Genomic DNA, 26055 nt, shown 5'->3' on the forward strand with positions numbered 1-26055 from the left:
TTCATAGGGCCCGCCTGGTCGAAACCGCCGCCCGCCGGTACAGCAGGGTGCGCAACAGGAATAGCGGATTGCCCACCACGTATCGCATGAACAGGCGCTTGGGTTCGCGCAGCAGGCGGTACAGCCACTCGCCCCCCAAACGCCGCAACCATTCGGGGGCACGGCTGACCTTGCCGCCGAGGAAGTCCAGGATCGCCCCACCGCACACGATCAGGCATGGCCCGCCAGTGACTGCCAACTCCGCTGCCACCGCTTCTTGCTTGGGCATGCCCATGCCCAGCACGATCAGCTCGGGTTGCTGCTCGCGGGCCAACTGCAAATAGGTTTCAAGGCTGGCGAAACCATCGTGAACCGACACCGGCACGATGCCAAACTCGGCTTCACAGCGCCGCACGGCCTGGTCCAGGTAGGGTTGCCGGGTGCCCCAGAAGGCGACCTTGCGCCCTCGGTAAGCAGCCATGAGCCTGGGAATGAAGTCAGTGCCGTTCATGTTCAGCCCGGGTTCCAGGCCCAGGCGGCGATACAGAATCGCCATGCCGGCGCCATCGCGCAGCAGCACATCTGCGGCCGACAGTGCCTGGCTGTAGCCACCATCGCGCACCACCAGGTTCATCGCATGGGCGTTGACGAAGCCCAGCACGGTGCCCGTATCCGGCGTAGCCAGGCGGTCGAGAAGGCGCTGCACAGCGGCGCCATCAGCGATCACTTCCAGCTGGTCGATCACACGCTTCCAGCGATTCTGCCACTGATCCATCAGTCGTTATCCCGTTTTGAACGCACCCATTCAACCTGGCGCTTGATCAGGAAACTCAGGTACAAGGGCATTTTCCTGGCCGCGTAAAACGGCGCGTACAACAACACCGAGAACGGTATCACTTCACGGCAGAAGCGCGCCCAGGCCAACGTCACAGCGAAGGCCAGCAAGGCCAAACCGGCAAAGGCGAGCCACGCGGGCGCCGCCAGGCCGAACAGCAGGTACGCCAGCCAGGTCACCAGGTTAAGCCCGAGCAAGGTCAGTACCAGCAACGCCAGGGGCGGCACCAGCAGGTCCAGGGTCAAGGCCGCCAGGCTAGCGTTGCGCTGGGTGATTGCAGCCATCGCCCGTTTGGGTGCGTCGGCAAGCATCAAGCCCAGATGGCCATGCTCCCAGCGGGTGCGTTGGCTGTTGAGGCCTTGCTGGCTGAGCGGGAACTGGCTAGTGACCAGTGCCTCGGGGCAGAAAGCAGGCGGCTTACCCTGCTGGCAAAGGTCCAGGCCCAGCTTCACATCCTCGACCAGATGACCATTGGCCAGGTTGATCAGGCTCAGATCGTGCCAGCCGAACGCCATGCCCGCGCCCATCAGCTGGCATGGCAGGCCCAGGCGCGCCCAGCCGCGTGGCCGCACCAGGTTCTTGACCCGCCAGGCAAACTCGGCAACTTGCACCCGCAACCCGGCACCTGCCGGTGCACGCATCAGGTACAGCGACTGTACCGGGCGGGCGAGTGCGTGGCAGCGGCGCGCCAGGCAATCGATCGCCCCCTCGCCCACCTGGCAGTCGGCATCCACCACGATGACCACCTCGGGCGGCCGCTGAGCCAGATGGCGCACGCCGAAATCCAATGCGTAACCTTTGCCGCGCAACCGCGTATCGTGGCGCTCTACCACTTCGGCGCCGGCCTCACGTGCCAACTGGGCCGTGTCATCCGAACAGTTGTCCGCCACGACCAGCAAGCGGTCGCCGTCCAGCAGTTGCGGCGTAACGCTCGCCAGCATCGCGCGAATGATCAATGCCTCATCGTGGGCGGGCACCAACACCGCCACTCGCGGGCGCTCGCCAATGCCCTTGGGCCTCGACCGCGCCGGCAGGCAAGCCAGCAACACTTGCAGCACCAGCACCAACACCGGTACCAGGACGATGATCGCCAACAGGCCCAGTAACCAACCCAATACACTTATCATGCGTATGCCTTGAAATAGCTGGCCAGCCTGGCCGCCTCGGTGTCGATGTCATGCCGTTGCACCACACGCTGGTAGGCCACCTCGCCCATACGCTGCAGTACCTCGGCCGGTTGCGCCAGGCAGTCGGCCATGGCTGTTGCCAGCTCGTCCACGGCGCCGGCAGGGAACAGCCAGCCGTTCTCGCCAGGCCGCACCAGCTCGGGGATACCCGCTACATAGGTGGTGAGCACGGGCCGGCGCAAGGCCATGGCCTCCATGATGACCACGGGCAAACCCTCGGCGAAACTGGGTAGCACCAGCGCACGGGCGGCCAGGATTTCCTCACGTACCTGCGCACTGCTGATCCAGCCAGTGATACGCACTTGCTGCTGCAAGCCGTGCCGGGCAATCAAGGCCTCGATCTGCTCGCGCATTTCACCGTCACCCGCCAGCACCAGCTCGAAGGTGATCGACCGGGCAGCGAGACAGCGCGCCGCTTCGAGCAACAGCAGCTGGCCCTTCTGTTCGCACAGGCGCCCAACACACACCAGCCGTGGCGCCGATGGCACATCGACTGGCGCCACCTCATGGAAACCACGCTCCAGTCCGCAATGCACCACCTTCACCTTGCCCCAGTGCTCGTGCGCCACCCAACGGTACAGCTGGCTTCGTCCGTACGAGCTCACCGCCGCGACAAAGGCGGCGCGCTGCACCTTCTCACCCATGTGCAAGAACTGTGGTTTGTCGAATTCTTCCGGCCCGTGCACGGTAAAGCTGTATGTCGGCCCGCCCAGGACGTTGGCCAGCATGACCACTTCAGTAGAGTTGGTGCCGAAATGCGCGTGCACATGTGTTGCCTCCCCAGCCTGCAACCATTGCAGCACCAGGCAGGCCTCGGCCAGGTAGACCAGGTGGTAGGGCCAGGCACGGTCGGCCCGCAGGCCAAGGCGCATGGCCAGCCCCAGCGCCTGGAAAAACCGCCGCGGCTGCGTACGCAGTACTTGCCACGTCGGTGCCAACAACCCCTTGAGCCCACCTTGCAATACGTAGCGGGTCTTGCCCCGTTCGGTTGCGTCCTCGGCATCCTGCACCTCGGCGTCCCACCCACGCAGGGCTATACGTTGCACCTCAACCCCCTGGCGCTCCAGCGCCAGAATTTCGCGACGGATGAAACTGTGGCTGACTTTCGGGTACTGATTGATGAAGTAAGCAATATGCATACGAATCCAGATCCAAACCCGCTTGATGACCAACCTTCCCTGGCAACCTTCACTTCAGGCTGTCGACTACGGGCGGCCTGTCTACTGCCGATGCACTCACAGCAAATGCATCCCCCTGTTTTCCTTGTAGTCCAAGGTTGTGGTTGCTGCTTGGCAATGCTGCCTGCAAGCGGGTGAAAACATCGTCAAGCAATGCCTGGCGGCGGCGGTACATCGCCCGTTTCTTGGCCGGAATGTCAGCTTCCGCCCGTTGAGCCGGCGCTAGAGGCAGGGTAAAAAAGTCCTCACGGTCAGACGCTGTGGCGCCATGTTCCTGCCAGATCGCGTCGTAGTTGGCCGCCAGGTCCTGGCCCTTGTCGCTGCCAAAATAGGGATGGCGATGGTGCCGGCAGGCGTCACTGACGGCATACAGCTGCGTCACACCCAAGGTCCTGCCCAGGCATTTCAACGCTTCGAGCAACAGGCTGCGTGGCCGCAACCCTTCGAAGTCCTTGGTCAGGTCACGGTAGATAGCCAGTGAGGTTTCGCTGTCGATACCTTTGTGAATACCCTGCACCGCACCGATGAACAGGCTGGTCTCACCTTGGCTGCAGCCCAGGGTGAAGGCCAGGGATGCCACACGCAGGTCGGCCTGGAACAGGTTCAGCACCAGCTCGCCTTCGCGCTTGAACCAGATTGGCCGGTCCAGTACCAGGCAACAGCCCGGCGAGTGGCTGGACAGGTCACACAACTTCAGGTTTTCGTCGCGCCCCAGCAACAGCAACGCCGGGAACTGCCCAGCCACCTGTTCAAAGTGCGAAGCCACCACATCCAGACGCTGTGGCGCCTCCCAGCATCGGCTGATGTAAGGCCATTGCACGACACCGATACAATCCACACCCAGGCGCTGCAAACCATGTGGGCCCAGCGCCGCCGTCATGCGCTGCATGAACCCGTTCAGCTCAGGCCACTGCCTGGCGATCTGCCGTGCCAACTTGTACTTGTTGTGCATCGCCCGCAACGAGTAACCCGGTTGCAAGGTAAACACGCTTTTCACGAGGGTGCCGAGCATCATGGGTTTCTCTCACTTGTACTCGATCAAAGCCGATTTGCCAGCCGCAAGGCGGTGGCGCAGGAACTTCAGCTGGCCGAGCATTTCCGGGAATTTGCCCAACACCAGAAACACAGCCTGCAGCCAGTTCTCGCGCGTCGACTTGCCGCCGCGGCGGGCCAGGCGCACGGCCTGCAGGGGGTAGATCAATAGCAAGAGCAGGCCCCAGCCGCCCAGCAGCAGGCAGGCCAGCACGATCACCAAGGGTATGCCCAGGCCCCACAACCAGGCCCGACGTGACTCACGCAGCCAATGCCGCTCGGGTGGCTGGCCATGCAGGTAGGCGCCCTCGGCATAGGCGTGCCCAGCACGCAGGCTACGCCGCCACCACTGGCTGAAACGGGTCATGCCGGCATCGTGCAGGGTCATCTCGGCAGCCAGTCGCCAGACCTTCCAGCCGTTGGCCCGCAAACGCACGCACAGTTCAGGCTCTTCTCCGGCGATCAGGTCAGGCCGGAAGCCACCCACAGCAGCAAAGGCGTCTGCCCGCATCAGCGCATCGCCGCCACAGGCCTTGGCCTCACCGACCGGGGTATCCCACTCCAGGTCGCACAGCAAGTTGTACACCGAACGCTGCGGGAAGCGCTCACGCCGGCGACCACACACCACTGCCACGGCGGGGTGCTGCTCAAGAAAAGCCTGCGCCGTGGCCAGCCAGGTGGCATTCACCTCGCAGTCGCCATCGACGAACTGTACCAGTTGCATCGATGGCAACAGGCGCTGCAAGGCGGCAAAACCTTCATTGCGGGCGCGTGCGGCGGTGAACGGGATACTCATGTCCAGCGCCAGCACCGCCACGCCAAGGTTGGCGGCCAACTGCAGCGAACCATCGGTGGAGCCCGAGTCGACGTAGATGACTTTGTCCGCCCCGTGCGCCAGCGAAACAAGGCAGCGCTCGAGACGCTGGCCTTCATTGCGGCCGATTACCACCACCCCGATCACCGTTGCCATAGGCCTCACTCGACCGATGCCGCGGCGGCCGGTTGCCGGGCCTTGATGATGGCCGGCACCCCCACTGCCAGTGAATTGTCAGGCACATCTACCAGCACGACGGCATTGGCGCCGATGATCACGTTGTTGCCGATGCGAATACTGCCCAGCACCTTGGCCCCGGTGCCGATGTCGACGTTATTGCCGAACACCGGGGCAATCGGCTCGTCGACATTCTTCAGGCCCACCACCACGCCGTTGCGGATACGGCAGTCATCGCCGAAGCGGGCATAGCCGCTGACAACGATGCCACCAAAATGATCGATGACGAAGTTGCGCCCGATCACCACCTCGCACGGCAGTTCGATACCGGTGATGATCTGGACGAATTTGAACAGCACCTTGTAGATGAGCGAGCACAGTTTGCGCAGCAGTGCCGGGCGCAGCGTATAGCGCCAGCGGCCAAAGCGGTACACCAGCAATACCCAGAAGCCCTGGGCGCCCCAGTCCCCGCCATGGGCACGCAGGTCGGCGCGAATATTCTCGAACATGGCTCCACCTACCTTGTCGGTTGGCTGGCGTACCGGGTCTTGAACAGCAAAGACCAGGTTGCCCGGCAATGACGCCAGCAGGCCTGTATGGCGCCCCAGCCGCGTCGTTTCAACAGCGCCTTGAGTGCCAGCACCAAGTCGCCCAGCGTCACCAGCAGCATGTGCAGGGCAAGCCCCGCCACCCCGTGATGCTTGCGAAAGTACAGCAACTCGCTTTCGATCTGATAGGACGAGATCTGCCGGCTGGCAGCCTCCAGCTCCGCCACCGACTTGGAGCTTTCGCCACCGATATGCACCACCGTGGTATGCGGGTAGAACACCACTTTCCAGCCCGCTTCCTTCACCCGCTTGCAGTGGTCCACCTCCTCGTAATAAAGGAAATAGCGCGGGTCGAACAAACCCACCTTGTCGAGTACTTCGCGGCGTACCAGGTAGAAGCAGCCGGGCAACCAGTCACACTCGCGCACCGAGGCGTGGTCCCAGTTCATGTCGTCAACCATCTTCACCCCTGGGAAGAACCGCCCCAACCCGGTACGCCCAACGAACACATTGAGCGGCGTGGGGAAGTAGCGACAGCTTGGTTGCAGGTCGCCATCGCGACCCTCCAGGCGCACCCCCAGTACGCCGCACTCCGGGTGGGCATCCATGTAGTCGAGCGTTTTTTGCAGCGAGTCGGCGGCAACGAAGGCATCGGTATTGAGCAGCAAGGCGTACTTGCCCTTGAGGTGCGCCAACAACTGGTTGTTGGCCCGGCCGAACCCCACGTTCTGCTTGTTGCTCAGCAGCAGTGCCTCGGGGCACACCTGGGCCATGCGCTGCACCGAGTCATCGCGCGAGGCATTGTCGACCACCAGGTAACTGGCCAGCCGATCGCTGTCGGCCCGGCGCAGTGCATCGAACATCGGCTGCAGCAGTCCAGCGGTATTGAAGTTGACCACCATGACATCCACTGGTTTGCTAGCCATTTTAGCTGTCCCCGAAGAAATACTGGCGTCTTTGCGCCATCAGTAACGGTTCCACTTCCGGGTCGTAGGCACCGTTGCGCTGCTTCACCAGATCGATCCATGGGTAGGCTTCGCAACGTGCCTCGACCCGTTTGATCAACTGCTCGGTGGTACAAATGAACTCCGCAGGGTTGCCACCATAGACGGTGCCTGGCGGCACGTCCTTGGTCACGACCGCCCCTGCGGCCACGATGGATTCGGGCCCGATGGTCACGCGAGGCATCACGATCGCACCATGGCCGATGAAGCAATTGTCCTTGATGTCGATGAATCCGACCGAATCCAGGTGCTTGCCAAAGCGATGCTCGATCAGCAATACCACCCCGTCATGACCGATCAACGTACAGTCGGACAAGCCCACGCTGTTACCGATACGGACCAGCGACGGGTCGAGAAACTTACAGCCTGTATTGACGTAGAAATTGCTGCCGACCGAATGAAAGTTGCCCCATCGGGCCAGATAGGCCCCCCATTCGAGACCAGAAGGGTTGCAGAACCTCCTGTAAAATTTGCCCCCTCGCCCGGTTGCATGGGCGTAGTGCGCCACTGCCTTGCGTATCCATCCCTTCATACTGCCTGGCCTCGCGATCTGAACAATCTGGAGTATCCTGAGGCGTTCCGGTCTCGTTCTTCTAGGTGCTGACCGCATCGCACTCACCCGTGTACAACCTGCATCACGCAGCGGCGCTGCTGGCCGCTTTCATCTTGTTATCGAGGTGGTCGGCCAGCCGCAAGGCAAATTGCAACAGCGGCATGGTCGGGTTGGAGGCGCCGCCCTTGGCAAAAATGCTGCTGCCGGCGACATACAGGTTTTCGGTACCGAACACCTTGCAATTGGCATCGACTACACCGAACTGTGGCGAGGCGGCCATACGCGTGGTGCCCATGTGATGGGCATGGGGCGCCATTTTCAGCGGAATCGAGGTGTCGTAGACGAAATCGTTGAGTTTGACGAACCCCAGATCCATGTCGGCGAACTGCTTGGCCAGTTCGCTACCAATGCACTTGATGGTGTGCCGATCTTCGGCGCTCAGCACCCAATTGACATTGACCTTGGCCACGCCCAGCGCATCCTTCTCGTCCAGCAGCGAAATACGGCTGTGCAGGTTGGGGAACTGCTCGATCATGGTGCTGATCACGCCGTCACCAGGGCAACTGAACTTGGCGACGAAGGCGACCTTGTTGGCAAACCCCATGTCGCAGGCCAGGCTCTCGAGAAAATACTTCACCTCGGCAGTGCGGCCATAGGTCTGCACATCGGCCAGCAAAACAGCAGTGACATTGCCTTTACCGGCCTTGTACTCGTCGACGAAAGCATCGGTGGTGTAGTACTGGCGCGGCTCTGGGTCCTGCCCGGACTTAAGGATGAATGTGCCCATTTCGATATTCAGGTGTTCCATGAAACACCCGCCGACCAGCCCTTCCTTGCCCACCACGCCTGCGGCCACCAAGGTCTCGCTGTTGAGCAACTGCCGGGCATTCTCGATGGCACCTGTGGCCAGAATGAAATTGCCAGCCACCAGGCGTTGACGATTGCGCTCATAGTCGGACAACACCACCGCAGCCAGGTGGCCGGAAGCCTTGTCGAACTCCAGGTCAACGCAATTACAGTGGATGAATACGTCCAGGCCTGGCGTCTGCTCCAGTGCTGAAGCGTACTTTTGCGCAAAGCGTGTCGGCGTGCTGAGCAGAAAACGGTCCGCCTCGAAGTCACCACCATTGAGGCCGGCATTCATCGCGCGAAAATCCGAGCCAGGCGCCAGATCGACGATCTCCATCGCTGCCGGCAGGAAGCCTTCGATCTCCGAGTAGGGAATTGGCCAACCCGGCAAGTCGCCTGGCGGGGCGACGGCAAAATCCGAGGGGGTGAATGGACGGCAACGGCCAGCCCAGTGATTGGAGGTGCCACCCAGGTAACGCAGGCGGGTTTCCTCGGCATACAGTTCCAGGCCGGTGGATGAGCACGCGTACAAGTCTTGCGAATACGGCGCATATTCGCGCCCCCCGCCTTCGGCGATCATGACGCTCCAGCCGGCGGCTGCCAGGCGCAAGCCCAGGGTTATACCCGCCGGGCCGGCGCCGATGATGCAGAAATCATAGTCGTCGCGCAGCGCCTTCTGCTGCTGAAAGTCCTTGATCATGCTGACGCGTTCCGGAAGTAACGGGACGGCAATACCCAACCGTTGATTACCACAAACCCAGGCTTTTCGACCGTCTTGCTGGCAACGGCCGCCGAGGCGCCAAATACCGCGCCCCCCACACTAAGCAAGACACAACTCTGGAGAAAACCTCTACGACCCAACTGCGCAGTACAAAAAGTGAGCTTCCCCATGATCCCGTGACCTGTAGCCATGAAAGTTACACTCGGCAAACTGCGCTACAGCCAGTTGAAAAAGGCCGTCAACAGTGCCCCGCATAGCGCCCCGACCAGCAACATCGGCAGTACCACCAGCTCACGTTTGAGGCTGAAGATATCCAGTTTGCAGTTCACATACACAACCAGCACCAGCGTTGGCACAGCATGCAGGGCAACCCCCCAGATAGCCCACTCCACCCCGCCAATCGCCAGTAACAGCGGCAACAGCCCCCATAACGAGACCAGGCGGATAATGTTGTCCATGGCCTGGTACTTGGTCAGGCCCAAGGCAATCCACACCTGATGAGCCAAGGTATAGCGCAATACGATGAACGATAGCGAGAGAATCGCCAGCATCGGCCCGGCTTCGCGGTAGCGATCGTCATACATCCAGCCGATCAGCAGCGGGCTGGCGGTCAGGAAACCGCCACAGATGAACAGCACCAGCAGGTCGACCAGCAGCCGAAAGCGCAAATACAGCGCTTTCAGGCGCGGCCTGTCGTCGGCCCTGGCCGCCTCGCTGAAAGCAGGCAGCGCCACCGCGCCGACAATTTTCATGAGCGCGGTCTGCACCGCACCCAGGATCAGCACGGCGATCGAATACACACCCAGTTGCGCCGCCGACATGCTGGCGCCAAACCATATGCGGTCGCCGTACATCGCCAGCACGCCGACCATCGACGACAACAGGATCCAGCGGCCAAACACAATCAGCTCGGTCAGCGCCGAACGGTCCCAGCGCAGGTGGTTGTTGGGCCCCTCCAGGGCGGTATGCCCCAGCACGGTCCAGACGACCGCCGAAACCAGGCCTGATAACACCAGCGCCCAGATCGAATGGGTCAGCAAGCCCAGCACCAGCATCACCACCAGGCCAGCCAACTGCGAGGCAAGGTCGACCAACACCACGCGCTTTTGTTGGAAAGTTCGTACCGCCACATCTATCTTGGTGGACTGGAAACCCCAGATGGCCGCCGACAGGCCGGTGACCGCCAGTACCATCGGCAGTACGGGCGCGGCATAGGTAGAGTCTGCCGGCCAAAGCTCAGCCAGTTGCGCCAACCAAGCCCCCAGGGCCAGCAGCAGGGTAAGGGCAAACAGCAGGAAACCGCGGATGATCTGCACGGTCCAGGCGGTATTGAGAAAATCTGGATCGTCACCACGGTGGCTCTGGATGATGTTCTGCCGCAGGCCCACATCGGAAAGCAAATGCAGCAGTATCGAAACAGTGGTGGCAATGACCATCACGCCGAACATTTCCGGCAGCAGCAAGCGGGCCATGATCAGATTGCCGCCCAGGCGCATCACCTGTGAAGCCACCTGCGAGACCAGGTTCCATGACCCGGCCCTCAGGGCCCGCTTGCGCAGGCTCGCGGCGGCTGACACATCAATCGACGGCATGACTTCAATCTCTGACTGATTGGCTAAAAGTCACTATAGTTTCAATTAGCCACGATGCTAGCCGTTGCCCACCAAGGGAAAGGTGTACATAGCCGATGCCTGAACATTTTCGTGCGTTGATCGTCATCCTGTTTTTGGCGAGCGTGGTCTTCCTGATGGCCCGGCGGCCTGCCACCGACCTGATTCCGCTCAGTGACTACAAGCGCCGGCGTAATCTGTGGTTCCTGCTGACCCTGCTGGCTTTTTTCTCGCACAGCTTCTGGCTGTACCTGGGCGTGGGCGCGGTCGTCCTGTTGCTGGCCGGGCGCCGCGAGCACAACCCCATGGCGCTGTTCTACATGCTGCTGTTCCTGATCCCGCCAGCGTCGGTACAGGTGCCCGGGTTTGGCGTGGTCAATTACCTCGTTGACCTGAACCATATTCGCCTGCTGAGCCTGTGCGTGCTGCTGCCGGCCGCGCTGCACCTGCGCCGCCAAGGTGACACCCTGCGCTTTGGCCGCACCTGGACTGATAAGTTGCTGGCGGCCGGCCTGCTGCTGCTGAGCGTGCTCTATTTGCGCGAAACCACCCCTACCGACACGCTGCGCCAGGCGCTGTACCTGTATGTCGACGTACTCCTGCCGTATTACGTGGCCAGCCGTGGCCTGCGTCAGATCAGCGACTTCAAGGACACCCTGCTGGCCTTCGTACTCGTCTCTTTCGTCATGGCGCTGATCGCTGTGGCCGAGTATGTGCGCCACTGGTTACTGTACAGCGCGCTGGTCGACGCCATGGGCGTGCCATGGAGCATGTCCGGTTACCTGAGCCGCGGCGGTGCGCTGCGGGCGAGCGTCACCACCGGCCAGGCGATCGTACTGGGTTACGTGATGAGCGTGGCCATCGGCCTGTTCCTGTTCGTGCAAGGCTATGTGCAACGTCCGCTGCACAGGGCCATGGGCGCCCTGCTGCTGGCCGCCGGGCTGTTCGCGCCATTGTCGCGTGGCCCGTGGATCGGCGGCGTGGTCATCGTGGTGGTGTTCATTGCCCTGGGCAAAGGCGCCGTCAAGCGCCTGGCGCTGCTGGGTGCGGCTGGCATGCTGGCGTTGCCCTTGCTGACCGTCGTGCCTGGCGGCGACAAGGTGCTGGACCTGCTGCCGTTCATCGGCAACCTCGAGAAAGAGAACATCACCTACCGCGAGCGGCTGATGGACAACGCCTGGATCGTCATCCAGCGCAACCCGCTGTTCGGCTCCTTCGATTTCCGTAACACACCCGAAATGCAGGCGATGATCCAGGGCGAAGGCATCATCGATATCGTCAACACCTACATCAATCTGGCGCTGCGGGCCGGCCTGGTCGGGCTAGGCCTGTTCGTGGCGTTCTTTGCCGTGCTACTGCTGGGTATCCGCAGGGCCATGCTCAGTTTTGCCGACAAGGATGACGAGCGACGACAGCTCGGCCGGGTGTTGCTGGCAACGCTGACCGGCATTCTGGTCATCATCTTCACCGTCAGCAGCATCACCTTCATCCCGGTGGTGTACTGGTCTATCGCAGGGCTGGGCGTGGCCTACATCCAGATGGTTCGCCGCCTGCACAACAGCCCGGCCGTGGAGCTGGCAGAACCCGACCTACAACCCAGGTAATGTTCATGAATAGGCTGTCCCTGCGTCATTACGTGCGCCTTTCGGCCATTGCCGGCCTGGCCCTGCTGCCGCTGGCCAGCTGGGCTTCAGACTGGCAGGTCAGTGTCGATGAGCAAAATGGCTTGCCTACCGTGACACACGGCGGTGGCCCGGTCATGAAGGCCAAATTCGATTTCTGGGCTGCCAACTGGAGCTGGACCGGTTTCTATACCGACTTCAAGGTCAATGGCCCTTACCACTACACGCTGCGGGGCAAGAACAAGGAACTGGACTTCGACCTGCAGGCTGACATCCGCAAGGAACAGGCGCAAACCCTGAGCTGGGCCTTCGACCTCGACGCCCACAGCCGCCAGAGCGGTGTCATGGGTGGCGGCCTGGTGTTCCAGTTCGACCCGGCACAAATCGCCGGCAACATGGGGGCCCCGCAGTTGCTGCCCGACAACCGCGGCTGGACGTGGGGCAAGGCCGACCAGGGTCGACGCATCGAAATGCGCTTCGACCCGCCACTGGCCAAGGTCTATTTCGAGCGCGGCAACCCGTCCGAGCTGCGCGCATTCCTCTACAAGGACCCGATCAGCGCCGGCCGCCAGCAGCTCAAGGCTGTGCTCAACGTGACCGGCGACATCGAACTCGGCCCGACGCCCACCGAGCGCTTCGGCCTGGCAGACCCCGCCAAGTGGCCTGATGACCAACTGGACTGGCGCACCTCGCCGGTGGACCTGTCGTTCCTCAACGCAGCGGAAAGACCCGCCGGTAAGCGTGGCTTCGTCAAGGCGGTCGGCGACCAGTTGATGTTTGCCGACAACACCCCGATACGCTTCTGGGGCACCAACCTGTCGGCCTACTCGCTGTTCAAAAGCCCCGACGACGAAATACGCCAACAGGCCAAACGCCTTTCGGCACTGGGCTTCAACCTGGTGCGCCTGCATCACCACGACTCGCCCTGGGTCAGCCCCAACGTCTTTGGCGACGGCACCTTGGTGCGCGATACCCAGCAGCTCAGCGCCGAATCGCTGCGCAAGCTCGACCTGTGGATCAAGTCACTCAAGGACGAAGGCATCTACATCTGGCTGGACATGCATGTGCAGCGTGCGTTTACCGCCAACGACAATATCGAAGACTTCAAGGAGCTGCCCGAGCAGGATGGTCGCGTCGACCTGAAGGGTTACGCCTACGTGAACGACAGTATCCAGCAAGCGATGAAACGCTTCGCCGAGCAGTACCTGACCCATGTGAACGAATACACGGGCCTGGCCTACAAGGACGACCCGGCCATCGCCGCCGTGCTGATCACCAACGAGAATGACCTGACCCAGCATTACGGCAACGCCCTGATGCCGAACAAGGATGTACCGCGCCACAGCGCACGCTACATGACGGCGGCCAAGGCCTTTGCCAAACAGTTTGACCTGCCCGCCGACCTGACCTGGCGTGCCTGGGAGCATGGGCCGTCGAAGCTGTTGCTCAACGAGCTGGAACAACGCTTCAATGCCGACATGATCGCCCACTTGCGCAGCGTGGGCGTGAAAGTCCCCATTGCGACCACCAGCACCTGGGGCGGCAATGGGCTTAGCGCACTGCCGGCACTGAGCGTTGGTGATGTCATCGACGCCCACAGCTACGGCGACGCAGGCCAACTGGAGAAGAACCCGCTGACCAGCGACGGCATGATCGACTGGATTGCTGCCGCCCAGGTCGTCGGCAAACCGCTGACCGTCACCGAGTGGAACGCCGAGCCCTTCCCGCTGCCGGACCGTCACTCGCTCCCCATTTACATCGCCGGCACTGCCAGCCACCAAGGCTGGGACGCCATGCTGCAATACGCCTACAGCCAACAAGCATTCAACCCAGGTTGGCGCACGGCGGACAACTGGCACGCGTACAACGACCCGGCGATGATCGCCACCCTGCCCGCCGCTGCCCTGCTCTATCGCCGTGCGGACGTAAAACCCGCCACCACTCGCTACGTGTTCGCACCGACACCAGACACCCTGTACAACCAGGAAATCACCCCGCGTAACTCACCGCTGCTGCGCACGGCCATGGAAAAGGGCCAGTTGCAGATCGCCCTGCCACACACGCCGCAATTGCCCTGGCTAAAACCCGCGCCCATCCCGGCAGGCGCGCAAGTGCTGCATGACCCGGGGCAATCGCTGCTGGCCGCCGATGCCACCGAGTCGGTGACCGATACAGGCGAGCTCAGGCGCAACTGGCAACAAGGCATCTACACCATCGACACGCCACTGACCCAGGCCGCCAGCGGCTGGCTGGGCGGCCGCCCGGTCAACCTGGGTGCCATTCAGGTACAAGCGAAAACGCCTTACGCCAGCGTCGTGGTCCAGAGCCTGGACGGCAAGCCACTGGGCCAGTCGCGCGAGCTTCTGCTGTCTCTGGGCACCCGTGCCATGCCCAAGGCCGATGACAAGACGCCGTTCAATGTCGAGCCCCTTGAAGGCCGCCTGGACATCAAGGCACCCCCCGGCCTGAAACTGTTCGCCCGCGATGCACGGGAACAGCTGAAGCCGCTGCCAGTGGCCTACAAGGATGGGCAATACACCATTACCTTCGACGGAACCTACATGTCCAATTGGCTATTCTTGAAATAGAGCATATGGCCATCTACGCTCAGGTCACCTGTAGCTGATCATCCCACCTGCACGTGTCAGGGAGTGTTCACTGCGTCTGTAAACAGCAGATTCCAGGAGGTGGGGATGAAATATCTGGTTGTGGGTGGTGCGGGCTACATTGGCTCGCACATGGTCAAGCACCTGCTCGCCGCCGGCCATGAAGTGCTGGTGGCGGACCTGGTCTCACCTGGCCCCGGTATCCAGTGGGCCAAGCTCGACATCGCCGACGAAGCCGCACTGGATGTGCTGTTTGGCGTGTGCCGCTTCGATGCGGTATTCCACTTCGCCTCGTTCATTCAAGTGGGCGAGTCGGTCAGTGCCCCCGGCAAGTACTACCAGAACAACGTCGCAGCCACCCTTTCCCTGCTGCAGGCCATGGTCAATGCCGGCATCAGGCACTTGGTGTTTTCTTCGAGTGCCGCCGTATACGGCAACCCGCAGTACGTGCCGATCGATGAAGCACACACCAAGGGGCCGATCAACCCGTACGGGTTGAGCAAATGGATGGTCGAGCAGATTCTTGAGGACTTCGACCGGGCCTATGGTTTGAAGTCGGTATGCCTGCGCTATTTCAATGCAGCGGGCGCTGACCCGGAAGGCCAGCTAGGCGAGCGTCATGAACCGGAAACCCATCTGATCCCGTTGATCCTGCAGGCTGCATCTGGCCGGCGTGAGGCGGTGACAGTGTTTGGTCGCGACTACGACACACCGGATGGCACCTGCATACGCGACTACGTGCATGTGGCAGACCTGGCGGCGGCCCATGCACTGGCAGTGGATTATTTACTGGACGGTGGCGAGCGTGCCGCGTTCAACCTGGGCAATGGCCTGGGCTTTTCGGTGCAGCAGGTGATCGATACGGCCCGGGCAGTGACCGGGCGACAGATCAATGCCCTTGACGCACCGCGTCGCGCCGGCGACCCGCCACGGCTGGTGGCGGATGCGAGCAAAGCCATGCAGGTGCTGGGCTGGCGTCCGGCATTCGCCTCGCTGGAGCAGATTGTTCGGCATGCGTGGCAGTGGGAGTTGCAGTATCCCTGGGAGCGCTGAGTTGCCCTCGGCTTCCTGTAGGCGCAGCACAAGGCGGCGTCTACAGGCGCATTGCCAGAAGGCTCAGTAATAGGTGCGCGGCTGTTCGTCAGCCTTGTTCAACACTGTCCCGATCAGGTTCACCGTGCCCAGGTGATGCAGGCAATCCTCGATTTCCTTCTTGTTGTTCATTCCGTTGGCCACCACCAGCAACACGCAGTCGAACTTGGGTAACACGGTGATCGCATCGTCCGAGCTGAGCAGCGGTGGCAAATCGAAAATGCAGATGCGCGATTCGTAGCGGTTGCGCAAATCACCAATCAGGTTGTTCACCTTGGGCGAGGACAGCATCTCGGTCGACAGGGGCACAGGTACCCGCGTTGGCAGCACCACGAAGCGCGGCAAGGTGGGGTTGACCAGGCAGTCCTGCAACTCGGCCTTGTCCGTCAGAAACTCGTTCAGTGCCTGCTCCATGGGCAGCCCCAGGTAACTGCCGACCTTGGGCCGACGCAGGTCGAAGTCCACCAGCAACGCAGTCTTGGTGGTGTGGTGGGCAATACTCATGGCCAGGTTGATCGCCAGCATTGTCTTGCCCGCTTCCGGCGTTGGCGAGGTGATGGCCAAGGTGCGCCAGCCGTTCTCGTCCATGGCCCTGAGCACCTGCGTACGCAACAGGTCGATCGGCCCGTTCATGTTGGAGTTCTTGTTGTACGCCACGATGCGGTTACGCTCCAGGTGGTCTGCACGCAGCGGCACCACCTTGGTGTTCACGTAATCGAACTGACCCGGCACTTCGGTCAGCGCCGTACCGGGTGCGGGAGACAGTGCCTGGGGAGTACCCGGGGTAACCTGATGAATATTGTTGCCAACAGCCGGCTTGATCCTGTCCATCACTGCTTTCCCTATACAAACCGAGACATGACTTTGTACAACAGCACATCCAGTGGCATGTAGAACACGTGCACCAGCCCTATCATGATAGCTGCCAACGCCAGTGCCGCCAGGATCAGGCGATTGCGCCAGCGCTTGCGGCGGGCCACGTCGGCCCGGGTATCGATATAGGGCAGTGCCACCAGCACCCGTTTGCCCAGCAGGTTTTCCAGGGCGCCAACGCCGCGCACGCGCTGATTGAGCATTTCCAGCAGCATCACCAGCGCACCGCCACCGGCCGGTGCCAGTACCAGGCCCAGCGCAGCGATTTTCTTGCGGTTAGGCTTGATCGGCTTCTCAGGCAACAGAGGAGGCTCCAGCAGCACAAAGCGTTCAGCCTTGTTTTCCTGCTCGAGGCTTTCGGTAATCTTTGCACCCATTTCCTTGGCACGAATCTCTTCGTATTTCTTGCGCGCGTTGTCGTGGTCACGCATCAAGGTCACCAGGCCACGCTCGACTTGCGGTGCCTCGAGGATCTCGGCTTCATAGCCTTCCATTTTCCGGGTCAGCTCACGCTTTTGCTCTGCCAGCGAGGCAATACGCACCTGCGCGGCACTCATCTTGGCGCGGACACGGGCCGCGTCGAGGCTGACCGTGGACGCTGCCGCAGTGCGACCACCACTGGCTTCGAGCGCCTGGATCTTGCGCTTGACCGCCACGACATCCGGGTGGGCGTCCTTGTAGCGGGTCAGCAGCTGCGCGTATTCGGCTTTCAGGCTTGGCAGGTCTTCGGGCAGGTCGGCACGGGTTGGCCGGGCGCCCTCGACAACCTTGGTGGCAAGGCCGGCATTGGCCGCAGACAGCTCCAGTTCCAGGTAGCGCAGCTCTTCCTGGGCAGCCTTGTAGTCACGGTCGACCTCACGGAATTCCAGCTCCGCCCGCGACAGCATGTTCATGCGCAGGGTCTGGTGCTCGGGCAAGGCATTGGCGTGGGCCTGCTTGAAATCGGCCAGCTGGTTTTCCAGGCTGGCCAGCTCGGCACCCAGCTTGTTGGCTTCCTGGGTGAGGAATTCGGTGGTTTCGTTGGCCCGCTCGGTGCGCTGCTTGAGGTTTTCGTTGAGGAACAGCGTCACCAGTTCATCGGCAACTTCCTTGGCCACTTGCGCCTGCTTGTGCTCGAACGACACATTGAACGCCACGGTCGCTTCACCACGACCGCGCACGTAGGTGGTCAGGGTTTCGACCACGATCGCGTTGCGCATCTGGTCGATCTTGTCGCTTTCGCTGAAGCGCTTGTCGGCGAAGAGGTCGTACTTGCCGATGATGCGCAGCAGGTTGTCGCGGGTCATCACCCGTTGGCGGATCACCTCGATGCGCTCATCGGCAAAGCTGGTGTTGTTGGTCGACACCAGTTCAGGCGAAATCTGCTGCGACTCCACCAGAATGGTGCCGGTCGACTGGTAGATCGGCGGCACCATCAACGCGACGGCCACGGTCGCGGCGAGAATGACTGCGGCACTCACCCCTAACACCAGGGCCCTGTCCTTGATAATGGCGATGTAATCTCTGAGGGAGAGCTCGTAGTCAGACTTCATAGGGCCACCTGCCTGCAGTTCAGATGTCGGGGTACCTGTACGTCAACGTCAAACCAACGATCGTAGCGGTCGCATCCGGTACATGGTCCTGCTGCCGTTCCTTGTACATCAGCGACAGGCGCAGGTCCCAGTAAGGCGAAAACTGGCGGCTGGCCCATACGCTGTACGTCTGCAGCGTGTTGGGCGACTGCCCTTTGCTGTCTTGCCACGCGGCGTCTGCGCCGACCCGGGACAACTCGGTCAGCGCATAGCTCCACACACCGCGCACCTGGTCCAGTTCGGCGAAGCCGCCTTCAGCGCTTGCCACCGTGCTGCGCTCGGCGGTGAAGCTGGCGTCGGCACGCGGGCCGGTGTACAGCAACGCAACCCCACCCTCCCCGCGCCGGCCGCCGTCGTCACCTGACACTTGGTTGACGCCAACATGGGCATCGGCGCTCAAGCCTTCGGCAAGCTGGTATTTGATGCCGACTGCCGGGCTGTAGCTGTTGGAAGCAGTGGCGGTAAGGTCCTCTTCGGGCTCATAGCGCCGGGCACCAAAACGGGTATACAGGTCAGCCCGCTCACTCCAGGCGTAAGTCCAGGTGAAGACGTTCGCCAGTTCGTCGTAGCCCGTCAGCGTGCTGATGTCGTAACGGGCACGGCTGTAGGTGGTTTCGTTGCTCAAGGTACTGCGCTCGGTCACCGCCTGGCTCCAGTTGCCAGTCAAGGTGTAAAGCTTCTGCGTACCGTCGGTGGTAATCACCCCGGTATCCAGTACTGTCCCCGACAACGTCGAGCTTTCGTTGTAGCGCCCCACCAGGCCGAACCGCCCCCGCTCGGTGGTGCGCTGCCAACCCAGGCTGATATCAGGGTCTTCACGGTCATCGACGATATCCGTATCGGACGAGCGCAGCAGATTCATGCCAAGCCCCAACCTCAATTCGTCGCGGTCAAAAGTGCCGATCAGGGTGTAATCCGGCGCGATGATCGTGCGCGTTATGCCCTTTTCCCCCGAGGTCAGCAGCAATGGGTTGCTGTCGTATTCGACGGATGTCGGTACCACCACCGTAGACTGCCAATTTGCCGCCAGTACCGCGTCCGTGAACGGCAAGACCAAGATTGCCGTTGCAATGCGAGTTGTTCTAAGAAGAGGCATTAAATGTTCTTATTAAAGGCAAGATCAAGGAACGACCAGCGTATCGCCAGCCTGAAGTTGGATGTTGGTGGACATGTCCCGCCCAGACACCAGGTCCTTATATCGCACGGGCAGGATCTTTTGGGAAGCACCGGTGCCGCGGACCACCTTGATTTCGCTTTCATCCGCAAACTTGTCCAGGCCACCCGACATGCTCAGCGCCTGCAATACCGCCGTGGGGCCTGCCATTTGCACAGGCCCAGGCTTGATCACTTTGCCCTGCACATAGACCATATTGCCGGCAATGCTTTTGACGACAACGCTGACGTTAGGGTCGGGGAGGAATTTTTCGAGTTTGGCAGCGACCTGCTTTTCGACTGCCGTCACGTCCAGCCCGGCAACATTGATGCGCCCGGCCAAGGGGAAGGTGATACTGCCATCGGGAAGTACGGTGGCTTCTTGACGCAGGCTGTCTTCCTGCCACACCGATACCATCACCACATCGCCGGGGCTGAGCAGGTAAGCAGCACTGCTCTGGTCGGCGTTACCGGCACCAGACCACACCGTCAGCATGCAGAAAGCGGCAAACATTGAACGCACCATGAGGGTCCCTCCGGCCAAATGGCCCGACAAAGAGCACTGAATGAGAACAACACACCAACTCTCGCTCCGCTTCACGGCGCACTGCTGCCGCGATGGCCTCGACCTTCCTGGAGGCCCTTGCCTTGACGCTGCAGACGTGGCTGCAACGCCTTGTAAATGTTGGTCCTACGGGCTACTGGGAATATAGCAACGGTTGGAGAATTCACAAGCCATGCTTGTGGCCTCGCAGCAATGGGTCACTTTAGGTACCCGGTATACGGCTCAGATCTTTCTGCGGTTGGCAACGGCAACAAAACCGACCACAGCAAAGGCAAAGAACCAGCCTGCAGTTGAAACAGGAATGATACTGTTCTGATTTATATACGAATCCGCTGCGCGGGCAGCACCACTTAGCATCACCAGCAAGAACATCGATTTGATTATCAGAGTCGTGCGCATACTCCCCTCCTAAAAACAGGAAAATCAATTAGTTATTGGCGCTGTGCTGCGGGAGTTGTTTCGTTGTTGACTTGAGCTTATGGGCACAATGACACTACGTCAATGATCCGACACCATAATAAAATTCAATGAGCGATGGGCGCATTCGTCAAAAAAACGGCATGCAGATTATGCAAGGGAGGGATGATGCGATGAACATGGCGTTTCACAGCTGAGAACACGTGGGGGGCATGATTGCCCCCTGCGGTTTCATTCGTCTGCGTGGTGAACCACAACCAGTAACTGCGCCGGTGTCGCACCTACCGAGCGCAGGCGGTGCGGCGTCTGGGCATTGAAATGCAGGGCGTCGCCCTGCTCCAGCAACACCCGCTCACTCATGAAATCCACTTCCACCTGGCCTGCGTGAACAAACAGGAACTCTTCGCCCTGGTGTTCCTTGAACGTGGGGTCGCTGAACTCGGACGGCGGCTGAATCAGAAACGGCAGCAGGCTGCGCTGGCCAACCTGACTGGTGAGGGCCGCGTACCCCGGCCCTTGCCCATCGCCTACCAAGGCCTGGCGCTCGGTACGGCGCACCAGGCTGTAGCGGCTCTGCCCGGTCTGTTCTTCGGCGAACAGCTCTTCGACATTGACATTCAGTGCCCTCGCCAGTTTCAGCGCCGCAGCGATCGAGGGCGTGTTGAGGCCGCGCTCGACCTTGGACAGGTAGCTTTTGGTCATGCCAGTCTTTTCGGCCAGCATTTCCAGGGTCATCCCCAGTTTCTTACGCAGCAGTTTCAATCGGATAGACATGTGACGCGGGTTTCCCAGGCTGAGGCAGCCATGATACGCGTCTGAAAGCTGACGCCAAGTCTCCAGGGGCCTTGAATCAAGGCATCACGGGCGGCACATACTGCAGCGTTGTACCCAGCGCCCACAGCAACACCAGCACCAACGGCACATGCACCAGCAATTGCACGAACGAGAAACCGATCAGGTCGCGCGCCTTGAGCCCCAGCACGCCCAGCAGCGGCAGCATGTAGAACGGGTTGATCAGGTTCGGCAAGGCTTCGGCCGCGTTGTAGATCTGCACGGCCCACCCCAGGTGGTACTGCAGGTCGTTGGCCACCAGCATCACGTAAGGGGCCTCGATGATCCACTTGCCGCCGCCTGAAGGGATGAAGAAGCCCAGCACCGCCGAATACACGCCCATCAGCACGGCATACGTGTCATGGGTGGCAATCTGGGTGAAGAACAGTGAAATATGGTGGGCCAGCGTCTGTTCATCGACGCCCTTCACCTGGGTGAGGATAGCGGCGATCGAACCATACAGCGGGAACTGGATGAGCACACCGGTGGTGGTCGGTACCGCGCGTGCCACCGCGTCAAGGAAGCTGCGTGGGCGCCAGTGCAGCAAAGCACCGAGCATGATGAACAACAGGTTGTAGGTGTTGAGCCCCGAGATGGCGGTAATCGCAGGTTTTGTCGCAAACTCCTGATACAGCCAGCCAGCAGCCAAGGCCACCAACAGCAGGATCAGGATTGGGCTGTGTTCCAGCCACTCCCCCGGGCGCGTGCGTTGCGGCGCGGGTGGCGCTGTGAAGCTGGGGTCGACACCGCAGTCTTCTGCGCTACGTGCGCTGTTCGGGCCCGGCGCAGTGGCATAGGCAATCACCAGCGAGACCACCACCAGTGCCGCCAACATCACGCCGGACTGCCAGAGAAAGATGGTTTCGGTAAACGGGATCACTCCGGTTATCGACAGGATTGAAGGTGGCAGGCTGGCCGGGTTGGCCTGCAGCTGCGCCGCCGAGGATGACAGGCCCAACGCCCACACCGCACCCAGGCCCAGGTAAGCGGCCGCACCCGCAGCGCGGTAGTCCATCTTCAGGTCGGTGCGCCTTGCCAAGGCGCGCACCAACAAACCTCCAAACACCAGCGACAGCCCCCAGTTGAGCAAGGAGGCCAGCATCGAGATCAGTGCTACCCAGCACACTGCCGAGCGCCCATTGCCGGGGATGCGCGCCAAACGATCGATCAGCCTCGCGGCGGGCGGCGAGCTGGCCACCACATAACCGCCGATGACCACGAAGGCCATCTGCATGGTGAACGGTATCAGGCTCCAGAAGCCGTCGCCAAACGCCTTGGCGGTGTCGGTCGGTTTGGCGCCCATGGCCAGTGCGCCGATACACACCAGCAGCACCGCCAGCGCGGCGAACACCCAGGAGTCGGGGAACCAGCGTTCAGCCCAGTTGGAGCAGCGCAAGGCAAAGCGCGCGGAGCGGCTGTCTTGAATTTCAGCGGCCACGGTTGAATTCCTTTTATTGGTTTTATGGGATGAAGCGGTATTGCCAGGCAACGCAAAAAACCTGTGGGAACGGGTTTACCCGCGAATGCGGCGGTCAATGTACCGACGCATTCGCGGGTAAACCCGCGCCTACAGGTGAGATCACGTCATGCCTTAGAAGGTCATTTCCTTCACGTCATCCGGCACGATCAGTTTGCCGGCGGTTTTCTCGATGATTTCCTCGACGCTGACCCCAGGCGCGGTCTCGCGCAGGATGAAGGCGCCGTCTTCGATTTCCAGGTAGGCCAGGTCGGTCAGCACCTTGCGGATGCAGCCCGCACCGGTCAACGGCAGGCTGCACTGTGGCAGCAACTTGGACTCGCCGTCCTTGGAGGCGTGGGTCATGGTAACGATGATGTTGTCGGCGCCGGCCACCAGGTCCATGGCCCCGCCCATGCCCTTGACCAGCTTGCCCGGAATCATCCACGAGGCGATGTTGCCCTGCACGTCCACCTCGAAAGCCCCCAGTACGGTCAGGTCGACGTGGCCGCCACGGATCATGGCGAACGATTGTGCCGAATCGAAAATCGAGGCGCCGCGGCGGGCGGTGACCGTTTGCTTGCCGGCATTGATCATGTCGGCATCGAGGGTGCTTTCGGTGGGGAATTCGCCCATGCCGAGCAGGCCGTTTTCCGATTGCAGCATCACATCCATGTCGGCGGGTACATAGTTGGCCACCAAGGTGGGGATGCCGATGCCCAGATTGACGTAGTAACCGTCCTTCAGTTCACGGGCAACGCGTTGCGCCATCTGTTCGCGGGTCAGTGCCATGGTCAGGATCTCTTTATTGTTCGGGTGGATGGCGCTCAGGCCTTGACGGTGCGCTTTTCGATACGTTTTTCGAAGGTGCCGACGATGACACGGTCCACGTAGATGCCCGGGGTGTGGATTTCGCTTGGCAGCAACACGCCGGGTTCGACGATTTCTTCCACTTCGACCACGGTGATCTTGCCGGCGGTGGCCGCCAGCGGGTTGAAGTTTTGCGCAGTGTTGCGGTACACCACGTTGCCGTAGTGGTCGGCCTTCCAGCCCTTGACGATGGCGAAGTCACCGGTGATGGACTCTTCCAGGATGTACTTGCGGCCCTTGAACTCGCGGACTTCCTTGCCGTCGGCAACCGGGGTGCCATAGCCGGTGGCGGTGTAGAACGCCGGAATGCCGGCACCACCTGCGCGCATTTTTTCGGCGAGGGTGCCCTGTGGGGTCAGTTCCACTTCCAGCTCGCCACTGAGCAACTGGCGTTCGAACTCGGCGTTTTCGCCCACGTAGGAGGCGATCATCTTGCGAATCTGCCGGTCTTCCAGCAGCACGCCCAGACCAAAACCGTCAACGCCGCAGTTGTTGGAAACCACGGTCAGGCCCTTGACGCCACGCCGCTTGATTTCGCTGATAAGGTTTTCCGGGATGCCGCACAGGCCGAAACCACCGGCCAGTACCGTCATGTTGTCGGTCAGGCCTTCGAGGGCCTGTTCATAGGTTGCAACGCGCTTGTCCAGTCCGGCCATGCTGATCCGCCTTTTGTAGTTGTTTAACCGACGAGGCTGTCGGTGAGCGTGTGCAGACATCTTCACCGCAAGCGACTGATTTGTTAATTTTGTTTTCGTCATCGATTGATAATTTTTACAAAACAAACGATAGGCCCGACATGAACGTCAAACAATTGCGCGCCTTTGTTGCCGTGGCCAAGTACCAGAGCTTCGCCCAGGCCGGTGAACACCTGCACGTTTCGCAACCGGCACTGAGCCTGACCATCAAGGCGCTGGAAGAAAACCTCGGCGGCGCCCTGCTCAGCCGCACCACGCGCAGCGTCAGCCTGACTGCCGAAGGCGAAGTGCTGCTGCCACTGGCACGCCGCCTGCTGGCCGACTGGGACGACACCGAAGAGATGCTGCGCCAGCGCTTTACCCTGCAATTGGGCCGTGTGTCAGTGGCGGCCATGCCGGCTTTTGCCGGCAACCTGTTGCCCCACGCGCTCAAGGTGTTTCGCCAGCGCTACCCCAAGGTCAACGTCACGGTGCACGACGTGATCAACGAACAGGTACAGGAACTGGTACGCCATCGCCGCGTCGAACTGGGCATCGGCTTCGAGCCGGATAACATCGATGGGCTGGACTTCCACCCGTTGTACATGGACCGCTTCGTTGCGGTAGTGGCCGCCGACTCGCCCTTGGCGCTGCTGCCCCAGGTCAGCTGGGCACAGCTGATGGCCGAAGATTTCGTGGCCCTGCAGCGCCCTTCGGCGGTGCGCCTGCTGATGGAGCAGAATGTGGCGGCCCGCCACGGCAAGCTGGCAGTCGCGTTCGAAAGCCACCAGCTGACGACCATCGGCCGCATGGTGGCCAGCGGCCTGGGGGTCAGTGCTGTGCCGGCGCTGTGCATCAACCAGATGCAGGAGCTGGGTGCCCGCTGCGTAACCTTGGTCGAGCCCACTGTCGAGCGGCGCATCGGCGTGATTGCCCTCAGCGAGCACAAGCTTTCCACCGCAGCGCAAGCACTGCTTGAGGTGCTTCTTTCCAATACCCGGATCCCGGAGGTGACATGCGTTACGTAAATCTGGCAGGCACGAGTGTTCCAGCCATCGGCCAAGGCACCTGGTACATGGGCGAAGACCCAGGTCGCAAGGCTGCCGAAGTCGCGGCGCTGCAACAGGGCATCGAGCTGGGCCTGAACCTGATCGACACCGCCGAGATGTATGCCGAAGGGGGGGCAGAAGAGGTCGTTGGCCAAGCCATTGCCGGGCGCCGCGACCGGGTATTTCTGGTCAGCAAGGTCTACCCGCACAATGCCGGCCTGCGCGGCATGGCGGCTGCCTGCGAACGCAGCCTCACCCGGCTGGGCACTGATTGCATCGACTTGTACCTGCTGCACTGGCGGGGTCAGCACCCGCTGGAGGAAACCGTCGAAGGCTTCGAGCGCTTGCGCGAGCAAGGCAAGATCAAGCGTTGGGGCGTGTCCAACTTTGACGTCGACGACCTGCGCGAACTGCGCAACCCTGATTGTGCCACCAACCAGGTGTTGTATAACCCGGCCCAGCGCGGCATCGAATTCGACTTGCTACCGTGGTGCGAAAAACGTGGCTTGCCAACCATGGCCTACTGCCCGCTGGCTCAGGCCGGGCGCTTGTTGCAGCACCCGGTACTGGCGGAAATTGCCGAGCGCCATGGCGCCACACCGGCCCAGGTCTGCCTGGCCTGGGTGACCCGCGATGACGGCGTGATCGCCATCCCCAAGGCGGTGGCGCCCGAGCACGTGCGGCTCAATGCGGCGGCGGGAGCGCTGACCTTGACCGGTGAAGACCTGCGGGCGATCGACCGGGCGTTCCCTGCACCGACGCGCAAGCAGCGGTTGGCGATGGTGTAGGC

The 26055-nt window shown here is 61.5% G+C and carries 24 protein-coding genes; 5 read left to right on the plus strand and 19 right to left on the minus strand.

Translation table 11 applies throughout. The annotated features are described in order from the left end of the window. Position 1: 1 nt before the first annotated feature. The 10 genes from I8746_RS07225 to I8746_RS07270 form a co-directional block, all read right to left on the minus strand. On the minus strand, positions 2-754 hold the full coding sequence (locus I8746_RS07225) for a WecB/TagA/CpsF family glycosyltransferase (RefSeq protein WP_221100390.1): 753 nt from the start codon (positions 752-754) through the stop codon (positions 2-4). Continuing rightward, the gene (locus tag I8746_RS07230) at positions 754-1941 is read right to left on the minus strand and encodes a glycosyltransferase family 2 protein (protein ID WP_221100391.1); all 1188 of its coding nucleotides are present in this window, start codon (positions 1939-1941) and stop codon (positions 754-756) included. The genes I8746_RS07225 and I8746_RS07230 overlap by 1 nt, the downstream gene beginning before the upstream one ends. Continuing rightward, a complete protein-coding gene (locus tag I8746_RS07235) occupies positions 1938-3140 on the minus strand; it encodes a glycosyltransferase (protein WP_221100392.1) in 1203 nt (400 codons plus the stop codon). Before I8746_RS07235 ends, I8746_RS07230 begins: the two co-directional genes overlap by 4 nt. Before the next feature lie 49 nt (positions 3141-3189). After that, entirely contained in the window at positions 3190-4194 is a 1005-nt protein-coding gene (locus I8746_RS07240; RefSeq protein WP_221100393.1) for a VirK/YbjX family protein, read from the minus strand. A 9-nt stretch (positions 4195-4203) separates the two neighbouring features. Beyond that, on the minus strand, positions 4204-5181 hold the full coding sequence (locus I8746_RS07245; protein ID WP_088513216.1) for a glycosyltransferase family 2 protein: 978 nt from the start codon (positions 5179-5181) through the stop codon (positions 4204-4206). A 5-nt stretch (positions 5182-5186) separates the two neighbouring features. After that, a complete protein-coding gene (locus I8746_RS07250) occupies positions 5187-5711 on the minus strand; it encodes a serine O-acetyltransferase (RefSeq protein WP_014859598.1) in 525 nt (174 codons plus the stop codon). 8 nt (positions 5712-5719) lie between these two features. Then, positions 5720-6676 (minus strand): glycosyltransferase family 2 protein, encoded by a 957-nt coding sequence (locus I8746_RS07255; RefSeq protein WP_088513217.1) that lies wholly within the window; start codon positions 6674-6676, stop codon positions 5720-5722. A 1-nt stretch (position 6677) separates the two neighbouring features. Then, positions 6678-7286: an acyltransferase gene (locus tag I8746_RS07260; protein WP_014756650.1), complete on the minus strand. Its 609-nt coding sequence runs from the start codon at positions 7284-7286 to the stop codon at positions 6678-6680. A 103-nt stretch (positions 7287-7389) separates the two neighbouring features. Beyond that, on the minus strand, positions 7390-8856 hold the full coding sequence (locus tag I8746_RS07265; protein ID WP_012052379.1) for a GMC oxidoreductase: 1467 nt from the start codon (positions 8854-8856) through the stop codon (positions 7390-7392). Between the two features lie 236 nt (positions 8857-9092). After that, a complete protein-coding gene (locus tag I8746_RS07270) occupies positions 9093-10469 on the minus strand; it encodes an oligosaccharide flippase family protein (protein ID WP_012052381.1) in 1377 nt (458 codons plus the stop codon). 95 nt (positions 10470-10564) lie between these two features. Here I8746_RS07270 and I8746_RS07275 point away from each other — a divergent pair, with 95 nt between their 5' ends. From I8746_RS07275 to galE, 3 genes are all read left to right on the plus strand, one after another. Then, positions 10565-12091 (plus strand): O-antigen ligase, encoded by a 1527-nt coding sequence (locus I8746_RS07275; protein WP_221100394.1) that lies wholly within the window; start codon positions 10565-10567, stop codon positions 12089-12091. Positions 12092-12096: 5 nt separating this feature from the next. Then, a complete protein-coding gene (locus I8746_RS07280) occupies positions 12097-14697 on the plus strand; it encodes a cellulase family glycosylhydrolase (protein WP_221100395.1) in 2601 nt (866 codons plus the stop codon). 105 nt (positions 14698-14802) lie between these two features. Then, entirely contained in the window at positions 14803-15768 is a 966-nt protein-coding gene (galE, locus tag I8746_RS07285; protein WP_012052384.1) for a UDP-glucose 4-epimerase GalE, read from the plus strand. Positions 15769-15831: 63 nt separating this feature from the next. On the opposite strand, the gene I8746_RS07290 is transcribed toward galE, so the two are convergent. The 9 genes from I8746_RS07290 to I8746_RS07330 form a co-directional block, all read right to left on the minus strand. Then, the gene (locus I8746_RS07290; RefSeq protein ID WP_012052385.1) at positions 15832-16638 is read right to left on the minus strand and encodes a CpsD/CapB family tyrosine-protein kinase; all 807 of its coding nucleotides are present in this window, start codon (positions 16636-16638) and stop codon (positions 15832-15834) included. 11 nt (positions 16639-16649) lie between these two features. Beyond that, the gene (locus I8746_RS07295) at positions 16650-18212 is read right to left on the minus strand and encodes a Wzz/FepE/Etk N-terminal domain-containing protein (protein ID WP_012052386.1); all 1563 of its coding nucleotides are present in this window, start codon (positions 18210-18212) and stop codon (positions 16650-16652) included. Between the two features lie 19 nt (positions 18213-18231). Then, positions 18232-19347, minus strand: a complete 1116-nt coding sequence (locus I8746_RS07300) for a hypothetical protein (RefSeq protein ID WP_012052387.1) — start codon at positions 19345-19347, stop codon at positions 18232-18234. A 24-nt stretch (positions 19348-19371) separates the two neighbouring features. Then, positions 19372-19929 (minus strand): polysaccharide biosynthesis/export family protein, encoded by a 558-nt coding sequence (locus I8746_RS07305; protein ID WP_004374240.1) that lies wholly within the window; start codon positions 19927-19929, stop codon positions 19372-19374. A gap of 261 nt (positions 19930-20190) precedes the next feature. Further along, the gene (eppA, locus tag I8746_RS07310) at positions 20191-20367 is read right to left on the minus strand and encodes an EPS-associated small membrane protein EppA (protein WP_004374238.1); all 177 of its coding nucleotides are present in this window, start codon (positions 20365-20367) and stop codon (positions 20191-20193) included. 249 nt (positions 20368-20616) lie between these two features. Then, positions 20617-21159 carry a helix-turn-helix domain-containing protein gene (locus tag I8746_RS07315; protein ID WP_012052388.1) on the minus strand — a complete coding sequence of 181 codons (543 nt, stop codon included), beginning with the start codon at positions 21157-21159 and terminating at the stop codon, positions 20617-20619. Positions 21160-21235: 76 nt separating this feature from the next. Then, on the minus strand, positions 21236-22654 hold the full coding sequence (locus I8746_RS07320; RefSeq protein WP_004576289.1) for a short-chain fatty acid transporter: 1419 nt from the start codon (positions 22652-22654) through the stop codon (positions 21236-21238). 153 nt (positions 22655-22807) lie between these two features. Continuing rightward, a complete protein-coding gene (locus I8746_RS07325) occupies positions 22808-23464 on the minus strand; it encodes a CoA transferase subunit B (RefSeq protein ID WP_004576290.1) in 657 nt (218 codons plus the stop codon). A 35-nt stretch (positions 23465-23499) separates the two neighbouring features. Then, the gene (locus I8746_RS07330; RefSeq protein ID WP_004374230.1) at positions 23500-24198 is read right to left on the minus strand and encodes a CoA transferase subunit A; all 699 of its coding nucleotides are present in this window, start codon (positions 24196-24198) and stop codon (positions 23500-23502) included. Between the two features lie 140 nt (positions 24199-24338). Between I8746_RS07330 and I8746_RS07335 the strand changes: the two genes are divergently transcribed. After that, on the plus strand, positions 24339-25244 hold the full coding sequence (locus I8746_RS07335) for a LysR family transcriptional regulator (RefSeq protein ID WP_004374224.1): 906 nt from the start codon (positions 24339-24341) through the stop codon (positions 25242-25244). Further along, positions 25232-26053, plus strand: a complete 822-nt coding sequence (locus I8746_RS07340) for an aldo/keto reductase (RefSeq protein ID WP_221100396.1) — start codon at positions 25232-25234, stop codon at positions 26051-26053. The genes I8746_RS07335 and I8746_RS07340 overlap by 13 nt, the downstream gene beginning before the upstream one ends. Positions 26054-26055: the final 2 nt, after the last annotated feature.

This window comes from Pseudomonas sp. USTB-Z, from assembly GCF_019691255.1.
Taxonomy (GTDB): domain Bacteria; phylum Pseudomonadota; class Gammaproteobacteria; order Pseudomonadales; family Pseudomonadaceae; genus Aquipseudomonas; species Aquipseudomonas alloputida.